This is a genomic window from Gottfriedia sp. S16(2024) (assembly GCF_050473765.1).
Lineage (GTDB): Bacteria > Bacillota > Bacilli > Bacillales > Bacillaceae_G > Gottfriedia.
Map to the genome: position 1 here is coordinate 454,073 of NZ_JBFLUO010000001.1, position 16,488 is coordinate 470,560.

The window sequence follows — 16,488 nt, forward strand, 5'->3', positions numbered from 1 at the left end:
AGAGAGATGCATATTTAAAGAAAAGCTAGTGAATGACCGCTAGTTTGTTTGTATTTAAGGGGGATTAGACTATGCCTACTTCATTTAAAGCAACATTTTTACGCGTACGATTCGTATTATTGGTTGCGTTAGTAGTTTGGCTAAAAACGTATATTGTTACTCTGTTTGGATTCGATTTAAAAATTGATACAGTCTTTCAAAATGTAATATTATTTATTAGCCCTTTAGCATCCTCCTTATTTCTTGTAGGGATTGCACTTTTTTTCAAAGGGAAAAAACGTAATACGATTGCTCTTTTGATTAATTTTATTTTAACCTTGCTATTATGTGGAAACGTTTTATTTTACGGATTCTTTAATGATTTCATAACTTTACCAGTGCTGTTCCAAACTAGTAATATGGGAGATTTAGGATCAAGTGTAAAAGAACTAGCAAGCTTTAAAATTATTTTTATGTTTGTTGATATCCTTATCCTATATTTGATCTCGAAGAAATTTCCTAAATTTTCAAACACAGGTCGAGTTCCTTCATTTATGAAGTCAACTTATTATTTAATTACGATTGCAATTGCAGTTTTAAACTTAGGTTTGGCTGAAATGGAAAGACCTGAATTGCTTACTCGTTCGTTTGATCGTGAAATGCTAGTAAAAAATCTTGGACTTTATGTTTACCAAGGCTATGATTTATCACTTCAAACAAAAACTTCAACGCAAAAAGCCTTTGCGGATAGTAGTAAATTAACTGAAATTGAAAACTATGTAAATAGTAACGGCGTAAAAGCAAATGCAAAGCTTTTCGGTAAATATAAAGGAAAAAATGTTATTGTTATTTCTTTGGAATCAATGCAAAATTTCACAATTGGTGCAAAGGTTAATGGTAAAGAAATAACACCATTTTTAAATAAATACATTAAAGAAAGTTATTATTTTGACCACTTCTATCATCAAACTGGTCAAGGAAAAACATCTGATGCTGAGTTCATTATTGATAACTCTTTATATCCATTAGATCGCGGTGCTGTCTATTTCACACACGCAAATAACGAATTTATGGCTACACCTGAAATTTTAAAAGATCAAGGATATTATTCAGCTGTTTTCCATGCAAATAATAAAAGCTTTTGGAATCGAAATGTAATGTACCCTTCTTTAGGTTATGATCGCTACTTTAATGAAGTAGATTATAATATTACTGATGAAAACTCGGTAAACTGGGGATTAAAAGATGAAGATTTCTTTGAACAATCACTTCCTCTTTTATCACAAGTGAAACAACCTTTTTATACTAGATTTTTAACTTTATCAAACCACTATCCTTTCGTACTTGATCCTAAAGATCAATACATTGATCAATATAATTCTGGTGACGAGACACTTGATCGTTATGTAACGACAGTACGATATATGGATGAATCAATTAAACACTTTATTGAAGGTCTGAAAAAATCAGGTCTATATGATAATACAATTATTGCAATGTATGGAGATCATTACGGTATTTCTGAAAACCACAATCGCGCAATGGCTCAGTTCTTAGGTAAAGACGAAATTACTCCATATGACCATATGGATTTACAACGTACGCCATTTATTATTCATTTACCTAAGCAAACACAAGGTCAAACAATCTCAAAGGTTGCTGGTCAAATAGATGTAAAACCTACGATTCTTCATCTATTAGGTGTTGATACAAAAAATGATATCGAATTTGGTAAAGATTTATTTAGCCCAGATTATTCGGAATTTATTGTTTTCCGTGACGGAAGTTTCGTTACAAATAAATATTATTATGTAGCTGGCTCAAATGAATTTTATAATCGTTTAACTGCCGAAAAAGTTGAAGTTCCTGATCAAGATGCGAAACTATTAATTGATAAAGCAAAAAAAGAGCTTACACTTTCAGATAATATTGTTTACGGTGATTTATTCCGTTTCTACAGTGGCAACAAGCATAAAACAGGTACAATGAAAACAATAACTGAACCAAATCAATAAAAGGTACTTCAAAAGAACCTCACAGTCTGAAAATCAAATTTTTAGTATTTTATCTATACACCGAGAGATGCTTTTACAAGCATCTCTTTTTGTTATAATATGGTATTTATACATAAGTTTTTTTAATCAAAATATAGTGGGAGGATATTAATTGTATAAAAACTCTAAGTTATTATTTTGGACGATCGAACTACTATTATTATTCTTAGTCTTATTCGTTGGAACAAAAATATCATTCTTATTTCAACCAATTGCCATTTTAGTTAGTACTTTATTCGCTCCAATACTTGTCTCAATCTTTCTATATTTCCTATTCGCACCAATAGTTGATTTTTTAGAGCGAAAAAAAGTGCCCCGTTCAATAGGCATTCTTCTTCTCTATCTCGGATTAATCTTAATTGCTGTAGTATCTATCATTAATGTATTCCCAACCTTAACTCAACAATTTAAAGATTTAGTAAATAATATGCCAACAATTGTAAATGAAGCAACAGATAAGATTGGGCTATTAGAGAAATGGTTAGGAAGTCAAAATTACGTTGAAATTAAAGATTTAGAAAAGAAAGTTGCAGACTATGCCCTAGTATTTATCGGTGGCATAACTGGTGGAATTGGTGCGTTTTTCAATATTTTAAGTAATGTAACGTTAATCATCTTAACAGTTCCATTTATATTGTTTTATATGTTTAAGGATGGTCACAAGTTTCCAGATGCAATGTCTCGTTTTTTACCGCAAAGCTTAAGGAAAGAAGCAATTCATATTGCTAATGAAACAAGTGAAACACTGGCTTCTTACATTCAAGGTCAAACGATTGTTTGTATTTTTGTTGGAATTGGAACATTTATTGGATATAGTATTATCGGTATACCTAATGCCTTAATTTTAGCGTTAGTAGCTGCTATTACAAATATTATCCCTTACTTTGGCCCGTTTATTGGTGGAGCTCCTGCAGTGATCGTTGCTTTTCTAATTTCTCCTAAATTAGCTTTATTCGTAGTACTGATCATTTTAATTGTTCAACAAATTGATTCCAACTTAATCTCACCATATATCATGGGGAAAAAGTTAAATATTCATCCTTTAACGATTATTTTATTATTATTATTCGCTGGTAACTTTGCAGGTGTACTTGGTATGGTTTTAGCTGTGCCAACATACGCAATATTTAAAGTAGTGATTGTTAATATAACTAGAATCATCAATTTAAGGAAAAAAGCGAAATTCGCGGATAAAATTATTGATGACGATGTTGAAACAAATATCGAAATAAACATTAACAACGATAACGATCAAAAAGAATAAATAAGAGCAAGAATAATGAAGTTGGAGTGATATTCACTCTTAACACTTCCGTTATTCCTGCTCTTTCTTTTTACAATTTAAACGTCTCTCTTCCCTGCTCTCTATTTAAGAGCCATTCTTTCCTCCACAGGCCACCAGCATAGCCTGTTAGCTTCCCATTTGACCCAATAATCCGATGGCATGGAACGATGATACTTAATGGATTTCTTGCATTTGCATTCGCGACTGCTCTTACTGCCTTTGGGTTTCCTATTCGGTTAGCAATATCGGCATACGAAGCAGTTTCTCCATATTTAATCTTAACGAGTTCTCTCCACACACTTTCTTGAAAAGGAGTTCCTTTTGCAATCGATTTAATGCTAAATTCCTTCCTAGATCCATTGAAATATTCAATCAACTCATTTCCTGCATCCTTCAAAGAAGGTGGTACTATTTTTTGAATTTCGTTATTATCTTCTTTGACAAAATCAATATATGCTACTCCTTTTTCATTTCCAACGATCCTTAATATACCTAACGGAGTGTCTATATAAGCTGTATCTAATTGATTCATAAATCATTCTCCTATATTATTTATCTATATTTGGAAAGTACTCCATTGCTTCAATACATTGATTATAACCATTCCGCTTATAAAAATTAACTCCTTGCTTGCTCGGCCAAACAATAACAAATTCGAAGTTCATTTCGCTTACCCATTTATTTACTTTGGAGATTAATTTACCTCCAATCCCCTTCCCCCGATAATCCTTTAATGTATATACATTCGTCATGAATGCAAAAGGATAAGTCACTCTACCAGGTCGGGGTACTTTTTGTACAAGTTCAATATAAATATGGGAAACAATTGTACCTTCCATTTCAGCAACCCATATATACCACTGTTTACTGTCTATTGCATTTAATAAAAAATCACGACATTCACTGTAAAATTCATTGTATTCGCTCTCTTTCATTCTTCCGGTCTCATAATCTTCCAAAGTAAAGTCCCATCTCATCTTAATTAATTGATCTATATCTTTTATTTCTGCCAATCTCAGATTCATTTTATCTCTCCTTAATCCTTTGTACCTAAAACATCAGTATTAGGTGGAATATAACCCATCTGTCGAGTCATCGCGACAATTTGTCCTTTATGATGATATTCATGTGTAATCGTATGTACTAGCAATTTCATCGGTGTGAATGATATTTCTTCATTATGATCTCTCCATGGAATTTTTCTATCAATTGGTTTATTTAATTGTTCAACTGTCATATCCAATAATTCACTTACGAATAAATCAGCTTGCTCAAATCTTGATTTAATATCATCAAGACTAATATTTACAATGTTTTCCTTTGGCGTAATTGGCTTTTTCGTTTTCAATAATATAAAAGATCCAATCCATGCGATATAACATTCAGCCATATGTAGTAGCGTTTCTCTTACACTTTGGAAACCGAACCCGTCTAATTTACGAGTAAAATCCTCTTGCTTTAATTCACCACAAAAATTTAATAATGCTTCACGATTTTCTTTTACCCATTGATATTCCTTCAGATTCACTACAATCACCTCTTAAAATATTGATTAATTAAGCTATTCTACCGAGTGGTAAAAATCACCTTTAAACAAAATAATAAAAGGTCTGCGGATATACACACAGACCTTGATTCCTTTATACAAATAACTTAAGACTTACTTGAACAATTAATAAAACAGAAACTGAAATCAATAAAATTCTAGCTAGCTTCATTGGAACAAATTCTGCAAATCTTAACCCTACTTGATTACCAACAATTGAAGCAGCAGCCATCGTCACTGCAATTTTCCATTGGAAGTGACCTGTCATATAAAATATGATGAATGCTGATAAACAACTCCCAAAATTTAATACTCTAGCTAACTGAACTGCATTAACATAAGTAAAGCCTTTTTTAATAAAATACAAGATTGCAAATGTTGAAGAACCTGGACCGAAGCCCCCGTCATAAACACCAATCCCTGTTAAGATGCCCCTATCTAGCAATGTTTGCTTTTCAACACCACTTTTATTCGTAGTTTCATAGCTCCACTTTTTACTAGCAAATGTTAACCATAATGAGCCAGCTAATAAAACTAATGCGACTATATTCATCACATGTTCATCTAACATACTTGTTACAAATGCACCTATTCCCCCACCAATGATTGAAACTAATATAAATTGAAAAATGACTGAAGCCTTAAAATCTTTCTTTTTAATTGTATAAAGAATACTACTAAACGACCCCAATCCCGAGGCAAACTTATTTGTGGCAATACCCGTTTGAATAGGAATGCCAAGAAAAATCATCATCGGAAGTGTAATTAATCCCCCACCACCTGCCAATGTTCCAACTACTGCTGCACCGATTCCTAAAATAAAAAGTAATAATAGTGAGTCCATTTTCCTATCTCCCTTTTTTACATCTCTCTTTAATATACACAAAATATTCGAAAAAAGGGAAACAAAAGTCCTCATCTTATGTAGATGATTATGGAATAGTAGGACTAAGGAGGAAAATTAAAGGGGTTTCGGGACTTTATCACTATAGTGTAGAATGCGATAAAATGTATAACTTAATTTAAGGAAACACTGTAAATAAGTGTGGGAGGAACGCAAATAAGGGAAAGGGAACTAACTATGCAATTAAATGAAGAATAGCTGCAAATAAACGGCCAACTGCAATTAAAATTCGAAAATCGCAAATAAAAATGGCAGAACTGCAAATAAAATTCGAGAATCGCAATTAAAAATAACAAAACTGCAATTAAAATCCCAAGAATCGCAAATAAGATAGAAAATTACCTATAGTAGTATAGGTATTAAAACATAATAATTGTACTAATGTAGCTAAAATTGCTCTAAGTTCACTCTAATCGGATAAAAAACGGAAAGAAATTACTAGTTCTCTATAAAGAGTGACATCAAAATCCATCACAATTAAATAATACTGACGAGATACCTCACCTCAACATAAAAAGGACATGCCCATCCGTCAATTAACCTGACTTATAGACAGTCCTCTATGTTTAAAAAATACTCAAATTATATCGCGAAGCCAGTAACTCTAATAATTTTATACCGGCTATACTATTTCCTTTTTCATCAAGTGACGGTCCATAAACACCAATTCCAAATCGGCGCGGTACCGCACCCATAACACCGCCAGAAACACCACTTTTAGCAGGAATTCCAACTTTTATCGCAAACTCACCTGATGCATTATACATGCCACAAGTAACCATAAAAGTGTTACAAATCTTTGCTACTTTTTCAGGTATAAGCTGCGTTTTTGAAATTGGATCCCAACCATCAAGCGCAAAAATAAGTCCAATTCTCGCCAATTCTAAACAGTTTACTTCGATTGAACATTGTTTTGTATATAAATCTAATAACAATTCAACATCTTCAGTAATAATTCCATGCTCTTTCATAAAATAGCAAAGCGATCTGTTCAAGTGCGCTGTTTCAAATTCTGATGTAGCAACCTCTTTCGAATAAGAAAGTTCTTTATTATCAGTTAAAATCCTCATAAAGTTTAATAATCGATGAAAGCGATCATTTATACTATGACCTTTAATCATACTTGTAACTGCCAAAGCCCCTGCATTAATCATTGGATTTAACGGCTTTCCAGCTGACCTAACTTCTAATTTTGCAATCGAATTAAACGGATCACCTGTAGGCTCCATACCTACTCGCTCAAATACAAAATCTTCTCCACGATCCATTAAAACTAAAGCTAGCGAAATTACCTTCGAAATACTTTGCAAAGTAAAACGAATGCTCGTATTACCAGCTTCAAAATGTCGTCCATCCGGCAAAAACACAGCCAACGATAAATCCTTTTTATTTGCCTTTGCAAGAGCAGGAATATAATTAGCTACTTTTCCGTACTGGATAAACTCCTTTGCATCTTCAATAAGGACTTTCAATTCCTCCATCCGGTGAACTTCTTTTTCCTCTCGAAATCCATTCTGCGTCATAAAATCACCTGTTTATTTCATTTTTAAGGGAAAGGATACTCCCAAAATCACTTTTAAGAGTATGCCTACAACAATTAACTCCCTACTTAAACTTCCCGTTTTTATTATCTACTTCTCCTACCTGATCTTCCTTCATTTCTTGGTCTTCCTGTACTTCTCGATCTTCCTACACTATCTGTTCTTTCGCCTCTTCTTGAGTTTCCAGTATTTCCTGTTCTTTCCGCTCTACCTGCAGTTCTTGATCTATCTGCCCTGCTTGCAGTTCCCGTTCTTTCTGCTCTACCTGCAGTTCCCGTTCTTTCTGCCCTACCGACATTTTCTGTTCTTTCCGCTCTACCCGCATTTCTTGTTCTTTCTTCTCTACCTGCATTTCCCGTTCTTTCCGCTCTACCCGCATTTCTTGTTCTTTCTTCTCTACCTGCAGTTCCCGTTCTTTCCGCTCTACCGGCATTTCCTGTTCTTTCTACTCTGCCTGCACTTCCCGTTCTTTCCGCTCTACCCGCATTTCTTGTTCTTTCTTCTCTACCAGCATTTCCTGTTCTTTCTGCTCTGCCTGCATTTCTCGATCTTTCTACTCTACCAGCATTTCTTGTTCTTTCTTCTCTACCTACATTTTTGGTTCTATCCGCTCTGTCCGAACTTTCTCCTCTTTCCATTTCAATTCTCTTAATTGAAAGATTAAGTTCTTTTTCAATTACTCTCATATCTTGAAAATCTTTTGGAGTAGCAAAGGTAATCGCAATACCAGTATCTCCTGCACGTCCTGTTCTTCCAATTCGATGTACATAGCTTTCTGTATCCAGTGGTATATCATAGTTGAACACGTGAGTAACACCTTCGACATCAATTCCTCTAGCTGCTACATCTGTTGCTACAAGATATTGTATTTTAGCTTCACGGAACAATTTCATAACTTTTTCGCGCTTGCCTTGAGTTAAATCTCCGTGTAGTTCTTCAGATAAAAGACCTTTTCCTTTAAGCTGTTCATTTAATTTATTAGCTCTTCTTTTTGTTCTGCAAAAAATGATAGCTAGAAACGGCTCTGCTTCTTTGATTTGATTCAATAAGGCATTAAGTTTTCCGCGATCTGTTGTTTCAATAATCAATTGTTCAATTTCATCTAGTGTAATTCTTTTAGCTTTTACTTTAATAATTTCCGGCTTTTTCATGTAACGCTTTGCAAGTGATTGGATTTGATCTGGCATTGTAGCAGAAAATAATAAAGTTTGTCTTGATACTGGAGTATGATTGATAATATCTTCTACCTCATGTAAAAATCCAATATGTAACATTTGGTCTGCTTCATCAAGCACTAGAAAATTAACTTTATCTAAATTTATTGTTCCTCGTCTTAAATGGTCTAAAAGTCTACCAGGTGTTGCAATGATTAAATGTGCACCACTTTTTAGTTTACGGGCTTGTTGTTCAACATCTTGTCCGCCATATACAGCAAGTACTCCAAAATCATCACTAACAATCCTTTTAGCCTCAGCAGTTATTTGTAGAGCCAATTCTCTTGTTGGAGCAACTACTAATGCTTGGGTATGTGGTAATTCTAAATTAATTCGTTCAAGGATTGGAAATAAGAATGCAAATGTTTTACCAGTTCCTGTTTGCGCCTGTCCTATTAAATCCTTCCCTTCAAATACGATCGGAATAGCCTTTTCTTGAATCGGAGTAGGCTCTGTTATCCCTAATTCAGTTAAATACTCAGTTAATTCCTCACTTAAACCTAAACTAGAAAATTTATTCATTATATTTACCTTACTTTCTATTTTCTATCATTATAAATAATAATGGTTGTTTCATATATTTACTCAAAAAACGACTAATCCATTGTATCACAACGTTTATTAATCTTTTATAAATAATCCTATTTAACTGAATTAGTCAATTCGATCAGATTTTTGCTCCATCAATTTATTTTTCTCAATCAATCGGTGAAATAATCAAGCCCCTGCCTATTTTTTTAACGAAATATTTCTACCTTTCCAATTTCGTATTGTTTCAACAATAAAAAAATCGGTAACCAAATAATGGTTACCGATTTACTAGTTATTCTATTACTCTAATCCAAGAGCTTGTAAAACATCATCCAATGTTTTGCCCTTATATTTCGTAGCTGCTTTTGGCGAATTATCATTCCAAGGATTTTGCATTAAGTAGTTATTGATGACATATTGCATATCTTTTGCATCAACAATACCATCATAGTTAATATCAGCATCACGCTTATTTGTACCCCAATACGTTTGGATGTAGATTGCATCTTTTACGTCTATGACATTATCTTTATTTACGTCTCCACCAGGTATATAGTCATAGTTAATTGGTTTCGATCCTGCTGTCGTTTTTCCATCTTCTTTTACGCCAATATTAAAATCTTTCGAGAATGTAAAGTGACCTGGCACGTCAATTTTAAGCGTAAAATCATCATCTGTTATTGGTAATCTTGTTCTAAATGAATATGAGAATCCTTGAGAATAACCTAACGGATCAGTTACACCAAATTCTTTACCATTTGAATCTTTCACACTAATTTTTGTACCTGCTTTATTATAATCAACTTGTTTCATTTCAGGCTCTAAACCACCAAACATCATTAATCCTTCTGCTTGGACTGATCCTCTCATAAGTGAATATGTCGGAGTAATATAGAAATATGGTTGAATACCTTGTGTCGTTACAGTCGTATTATCCACATTTGTATAAACTGCGTTAAAGAATCTACTTGAACCTGTTCCATTATAGAAGTTCATCGGTCCTTTGTAGTATAAGTCTTTTGCTTTAAATGTTAAGTCTACTAATGATACATCGCCAACAATTCCAGTGTTCGCTAAGTCACCTGTTGCCGTTGCAGTAACCGTCAATTTAGTTTTCGTAGTACTAGAAGGAGTAGTCGTATATTGAACATCTAGTTTACCTTTAAATGCAGCATTCGGTTGTACATTGACTAAATCAAGGTACTGACTTGGATAAAGGAAAGTGAATTCAGCTTTCTTCACATTTGTTTTGACATTTTTTGTAGAGAACGTAACAGTTGTTGATTCACCCATATTTATACGTTGTTTATCAGCGATTGCTGTAGTATAAGCCGTTCCTTTTCTAACAAAATATGCATCAATGAAACTACCGTAGTTTCGAACAGTTGATTTACTATAATCTGAGAAGTCGTACTCAGTAATGGCATTGACAATTGGACCAGATGTACTTAAAGGTATATCAGCATTGAAATTACCTTGTGAATCTAGTGGTATACTTTTCTCTTGAGAATTATTTGGATTATAGTAAGTAAAGTTGTTATCGCCTTGAGAAGCTTTAATACCTGCTGCCTTCATTTCGTCTATTTCTTTATCAAACACATTACCTGATACAGTAACTTTCGTGTCGGTTGGATTAGCCGTTTCGTAAATGCCTCCAGCTGTCATATTATCCATTGATACTTTTGCTTCTTTCACCCCATTGTAAACCGGTGCATCTGCAGTGAACGTTTCGCCCTTATCGTTTGTACCTACCATTCTAATTTTATATAACCCTGGGTCAATCTCTTTAAGATCATACGCAATTGGATTGTCCGGATCACCAGTTAATGGATAATATTGACCACTATTTAGAACTCCACGGAAATAATACTCAATATTTTCATCTGCTCCCATTCCGTCAGCTGATCCTAAGAATCCGATTTCTTTGTCTGTTTTTGGATCGACAAGGAAGAAATCAAAATAACGCATATGAGAATTTAATTTAAAGTTTACGCCAATTGACCATCTTGTTGCATTACTTGCCGCTTCATAAGGTACTGTAAATGCTTGTGGATTACCAGTCAAATAATCAATACCTTCTTTTACTGTGTGAATAGCAAATGGAATTTTATATGATTCATTAGGATCTTTTTGGTTTGTATATACTACATAACCTTCATATGTTCCAAGCTTTGCCGATTTAGGAATGTTAATCGTAGCATCCATATTCGCACTGCTATATTTTTTCACTTTTACAGATGATTTAACATCTAATGTAACGCCATTAGCAGTAGCATCCTGATCTGCTCTTGAGTCGCCTGTAAACCTTGCACTTAACGTTTGGAATTGTACTTTCACATCATATGTTTTATCTACTGAGCTTTTATTAAATAACGTGATTGAACGTTGATCTGTCAAATCCTTACCACTAATTCCTTGTTCACCAAAGCTCATTGCACCAGTAATATTTTTAATTTGTTTAATGCCCTTACTTGCTAAAGTAGTTCCACCATTATTACTTGCATTATCTTTTACAGTTGAAGTTTTGTCTTTTACTTGAATTTCCGTCGCTGCATGAACAGCGTCATAAGGATTTACACGTCCTGCCCCAACTTCATAAACACTGTATTTATCAGATAATGGATCCGCTGTATTCATAAGTGTTGCTTTAATATCTGAAGGAGTCATGTCTGGGTGAGCTTGCTTTAATAATGCTGCAACCCCAACAACGTTTGGAGTTGCCATTGAAGTTCCTGATAAACGTTCGTAAGCATATTGATAGTTTCCTATTTGATCTGCTCCATGCATATAAGAAGGAACAGTAGAGAATACAGATACACCAGGTGCTGTTACTTCAGGTTTAATATCATATAACACACGGGATGGACCACGTGAGCTGAATGGTGCCAATTTATCGCCCACAGTCACTGTTTGTTTCATATTACTAAAAGTAAAGTCTAAAGGTATACCTGCTGATGCACCAGCTACAGGTAATTTAGCAGCTAAAGCTTTTCCTTGTGCGTTACTCAGTAAAAATGTTGGTAGTAAGCCGTATGCATCTCCAAGATACACGTCACCTAAAGGAACATCTGCATCATATAATACAACTGCTTTTGCTCCATGCGATTTAGCTGTCGCAATAATTTGAGTAATACCAATGCTACCACGTTGGGCCAGAACAACTTTTCCATTTACATCGATTGGTACAGAATTACCATTTCCATCACGCTTAAAATAACTAGGTTCATTACCATATGATACATTCACCATTTGTAAAGTTTTCCCTTCAAAATCGGCAACGTTATCGGTTAAACCTTGAGCCGCTAACTTTAGATCAACGGATATATCGCCTGTTGAAGGATGCAATGCACCTGAAAAACTTGGAATTGTAACAGACGTGTCACTTGCACCTACTGTAATTGCTAAAGGAGCATTACCAGGAGCGCCAAGTGAATACATTCTGTCCCCAGAGTTACCAGCAGCGACAATCGCTGTTACCCCTGCAAGTACAGCATTGTTTACAGCAATACTCGTAGGATATAATGGATCATTGTAGTTTGCTCCAAGTGACATATTAATGATGTCCATGCCATCAGATACTGCTTTATCAATACCTGCCAAAATAGCTGATGTAAAACCGGAACCATATGGACCTAAAACACGATAAGAATATATATCAGCCTCAGGTGCAACACCCTCTACAGCAAAATCTGCATTATTTTTTGCTTGTCCAGCAATAATTCCTGCTACATGTGTTCCGTGCTCAGTATAGTAAGCTTCACCGCTTGACTCAAATTCAGACTCCCCAGATTTCTGCCAATCTGCATATGTCGTTTCCATTGGGTCACTGTCATTATCGACGAAATCATAACCACCTTTGAAAGCGCCTTTTAAATCTGGGTGATTGTAATCAATCCCAGTATCAATAATACCAACTTTTACACCTTTTCCTGTAAACCCTTCTTGGTGAAGTTTTTCAACGCCAGGAAATGTTACCATGGTATGTTTTGCAGCTTGACCTGTTGATGATGATGATTCGCTTATAGACGGTGGTTCTACTTGAACTTGTAAATCACTATAGACTGCTTTAACTGCATTTGATTTAAGAAGAGATTTTATTTTATTAGCTGGAATTGTCATTGCAACTCCATTAAATGCTTTTTTATATGAACGTTTAATTGAATATGGATTTTTCTTTGCTTTTATTTCACTGCTAAAAATTGTTTTTAAATCTTTTTGGAATGTTTCGTGTGAAGCATCTACTTTTGCTTTTGCATCTGCAGCTGTTAGAGTTGTACCATCTGACTCTGCTTCTAAAACCGCCGTCTGCTGTGGCTTGTCCTTAAACTCAACTATGACAGGAGTAAGCTTGTCACTTGTTTGATCGACTTCAGAAGATAATTGAAGTCCCTCTTTGTCACTTACCTTCAATTGCTTAATTGCCTCACGCTGTTGTGGAGTGAGATTTGCTAATACTTGTTCAATCTTTGAAGTTGCTTGTGCATGAACTTGTTGTGAAAAGGAACCTGGTGTCATTGTAGTACTGATAAGTCCTGTTGTTAATGCTAATGTTGTAACATTTCTAAACATTTTCTTTTTCAACTACTATCCCTACTTTCTTTTCTTAATAAGTTCATTATATTGAAACTTGATACAATTTTATTTTCTGAAAATTACGTCAAATAGTGTTTTTTTTTAATTTTCTTAATCAATCACCTCAATCTCAACTTCTTCAAATAAAATATAACAAGACTATGCAAAATTGCGCGTGGAGCTCTCCTTAATACCATTAATGCTTAATAATTGTATATACTTATTTATTTGGTCTGAAGTCGCATGGTCCTTATATCTCCAATAAATGAGAAGGCATTTATTAAATCTTTCTAAATTGCCTATTTGATTTGCTGTATAAGCCACATCCAGTAATTCATCTAAACCATTTGGTAGCTGTAAGCTTTCACACTGATAAAAAGCATATGCATAACGAAAATCCAAATGCACCTTCTGCTTTAACCATGGTTCCGAATCTATTATCAATTCTTCAATTGTATGTTGATATAAATCTAAGACTCTTTTAGCATCATCTAATCGATTCAAGCGGATAAAGGCTTCAAGAACCTTTGGTAATCCAACATATACATCCTCTCTATCTTCTAGCCAATTAAGATATTGATCTACATACTCCAGCTGTCCGTAATCTAAATAAGAAGCAAGGCGATTTCCGTTAGCTATATCAGCAAAATAATCATTTACCCCCGCATATTGTTCTATAAGTTCTAATATCTCTTCTAATGAGCCCCCAAGACGTGCAAGTGCGAAGCTTTTATACATAAGTGCTCTTCCATAATACTCTCCGTTTTTAACCAATTTACTTAATCTCTCGGCGTAGTAAAGCACCTCTTCCCATTGCTCGCGCCTATAATAGAAAGCTGAGATCCATAAATATGCTTCCATTCTAATCTTTTTCGGCATGCAAAACAGATACTCCAACACATATGTCAATGCGTGCTTACCATCCTCTGTCATTCTTAAAATATAAAAACGCCTATAATAACTAATTGCCAACAGTTCTAAAACGTCCTTCGAATCACATTCAATAATAATCTCGTACAAAAACAAAGCTTTTTCTTCTTTTCCAGCTTTAAAAAGCTCCTCTGCGACGAAGAAAATATAATTCAAATAATCGATTTGAATCGTAACTGATTTTTCAGTTGTCATAACATGTAACAGATTTTGACAGTGTTCCTCGTAACCATAAGTAAAGCATTTGAATAAAAACTGTATGCTTTTACGCTTGTCCAAAATTTGTTCTTCATTAAAGCACTCCTCATAAAAATATGAATAAAGTGTACCTTCCTCCAACCCAATAGCTTTTGAAATGGCATCCAAATATTTTAGTGTGAGTGAGCGTTTATGATTAAAAATACGACTTATTTCACTAATATGAATACCTGACTCCTGAGCCAAATCAGTTTTTGTCCAGCCTTTCTCTAGGCATTTACATTGAATTTCTTTAAATAGAGCTGCGTTCATTCTTCTCACCTACCAATTTTCTTCTTATTTATTTCGGCTCTTTCCCGAGCGTTATAAGTGCCCCATCCTCTTAAAGCTATTTAATTACAATTTCATTATAACGAGACTTGATATAATTTTATTTCTGAGAAATTTAGTCAATTTGTTTTAATCGTTAATAACATTTGATTATTAGAAGAAATATCAAAAAAAATGGCTCTCCATTAGTCACATAGCGACTTATGGAGAGCCCCATTAATTAGTTAATATAATATGAATCTACTTTTAACTTTAAGACGTTCCTTAAAGTATTAATAAAAAAGCCGATGTTTCTCTAGGGAAATCGGCTAATTATTATCACTCATTTCGGAAGTGAGTGTTAGTGTGTTAAATATCAAGTTTTCGGTTACCAATCCATTTCACCATTTCAGGATCCCTATGGGAAAAGAACAAGCTTTCCTTCGTATCTAATGCACCAATCCTCACTAGTTCTTCTTGGCTTAATTTGAAGTCAAAGATATTAAAGTTTTCGATGATTCTTTCCTTACGTACTGATTTAGGTATCGTAACAACCTCTCTTTGTGTCAACCAGCGCAAGATAACCTGTGCTACTGATTTATTGTGTTTTTCAGCAATAGATGCTAAAACTTCATTTTGGAACATGTTATTTTTGCCTTCAGCGAATGGTCCCCATGACTCTATCTGTACATTATTTTCTTTCATAAGGTCATGACTTTCAATTTGCTGACAGAAAGGATGCGTTTCAACTTGGTTTACAGCAGGAACCACTTTGTTATGAATAATAAAGTCAGTTAGTCGGTCTGGATAAAAGTTACTAACTCCAATAGCCTTAATTTTACCATCCTGGTACAATTCCTCCATTGCACGCCAAGAACCATATACATCGCCAAATGGCTGATGTATTAAATATAAATCCAAATAATCTAGTTGTAATCTTTCTAGGGACTTTTCAAATGCTATCTTTGTTTGTTCGTATCCTGTATCTTGAACCCAAAGTTTCGTGGTAATAAACATTTCCTCCCTTGGCACTCCACTTCGTTTTAATGCTCGGCCGACTGCTTTTTCATTTAAGTAAGAGGCAGCAGTATCGATCAATCGATAACCTGCCATAAGTGCATCATAAACAGCCTGTTCACATTCATTTTCATCTTGAATTTGATATACACCAAAACCTAAAATAGGCATCTCTACACCATTGTTTAAAATGACTTTTTGCATATAAATCCCTCCAGTTCTACACCTTTTCTTTAATACATTTTTTCCAAGAAGATAATATGTTTAAGTTTTAAAGATTAGTATTTCTGTAATGGTTACAATATTTTCGTACCCTTATTATGCAATAAATGAAAAAGCTACCGTTATCCAATTCTTATCAAATCATTGCCTAATTCTCTCAAGTCACTTATATTCTTGAAAAATGTA

The 16,488-nt window shown here is 34.2% G+C and carries 11 protein-coding genes; 2 read left to right on the top strand and 9 right to left on the bottom strand.

Annotation, left to right across the window (positions count from 1 at the left end; genetic code table 11):
• Positions 1–71: 71 nt before the first annotated feature.
• Together AB1282_RS02425 and AB1282_RS02430 are read left to right on the top strand one after the other, a co-directional pair.
• A complete protein-coding gene (locus AB1282_RS02425; RefSeq protein WP_056468302.1) occupies positions 72–1,994 on the top strand; it encodes an LTA synthase family protein in 1,923 nt (640 codons plus the stop codon).
• A 151-nt stretch (positions 1,995–2,145) separates the two neighbouring features.
• Positions 2,146–3,297 carry an AI-2E family transporter gene (locus AB1282_RS02430; protein WP_082459387.1) on the top strand — a complete coding sequence of 384 codons (1,152 nt, stop codon included), beginning with the start codon at positions 2,146–2,148 and terminating at the stop codon, positions 3,295–3,297.
• A gap of 70 nt (positions 3,298–3,367) precedes the next feature.
• Here the strand turns inward: AB1282_RS02430 and AB1282_RS02435 are convergent, their stop codons facing one another.
• The 9 genes from AB1282_RS02435 to AB1282_RS02475 all read right to left on the bottom strand — a co-directional run bounded on the left by AB1282_RS02435 (position 3,368) and on the right by AB1282_RS02475 (position 16,284).
• Positions 3,368–3,850: a methylated-DNA--[protein]-cysteine S-methyltransferase gene (locus AB1282_RS02435; RefSeq protein ID WP_056468301.1), complete on the bottom strand. Its 483-nt coding sequence runs from the start codon at positions 3,848–3,850 to the stop codon at positions 3,368–3,370.
• A gap of 16 nt (positions 3,851–3,866) precedes the next feature.
• The gene (locus tag AB1282_RS02440) at positions 3,867–4,343 is read right to left on the bottom strand and encodes a GNAT family N-acetyltransferase (RefSeq protein ID WP_056468298.1); all 477 of its coding nucleotides are present in this window, start codon (positions 4,341–4,343) and stop codon (positions 3,867–3,869) included.
• Between the two features lie 11 nt (positions 4,344–4,354).
• Positions 4,355–4,846, bottom strand: coding sequence for a DinB family protein (locus AB1282_RS02445; RefSeq protein ID WP_056468294.1), 492 nt, complete (start codon positions 4,844–4,846; stop codon positions 4,355–4,357).
• Positions 4,847–4,958: 112 nt separating this feature from the next.
• Positions 4,959–5,708, bottom strand: coding sequence for a sulfite exporter TauE/SafE family protein (locus tag AB1282_RS02450; protein WP_056468291.1), 750 nt, complete (start codon positions 5,706–5,708; stop codon positions 4,959–4,961).
• A gap of 626 nt (positions 5,709–6,334) precedes the next feature.
• Positions 6,335–7,291, bottom strand: coding sequence for a glutaminase A (glsA, locus tag AB1282_RS02455; protein WP_056468289.1), 957 nt, complete (start codon positions 7,289–7,291; stop codon positions 6,335–6,337).
• Positions 7,292–7,395: 104 nt separating this feature from the next.
• A complete protein-coding gene (locus tag AB1282_RS02460) occupies positions 7,396–9,045 on the bottom strand; it encodes a DEAD/DEAH box helicase (RefSeq protein ID WP_056468286.1) in 1,650 nt (549 codons plus the stop codon).
• Positions 9,046–9,354: 309 nt separating this feature from the next.
• Complete coding sequence (locus AB1282_RS02465) at positions 9,355–13,635, bottom strand: S8 family serine peptidase (protein ID WP_429898348.1); 4,281 nt, start codon at positions 13,633–13,635, stop codon at positions 9,355–9,357.
• A gap of 150 nt (positions 13,636–13,785) precedes the next feature.
• Complete coding sequence (locus tag AB1282_RS02470; RefSeq protein ID WP_056468281.1) at positions 13,786–15,066, bottom strand: helix-turn-helix domain-containing protein; 1,281 nt, start codon at positions 15,064–15,066, stop codon at positions 13,786–13,788.
• Positions 15,067–15,432: 366 nt separating this feature from the next.
• Positions 15,433–16,284, bottom strand: coding sequence for an aldo/keto reductase (locus AB1282_RS02475; protein WP_056468279.1), 852 nt, complete (start codon positions 16,282–16,284; stop codon positions 15,433–15,435).
• Positions 16,285–16,488 lie beyond the last annotated feature (204 nt).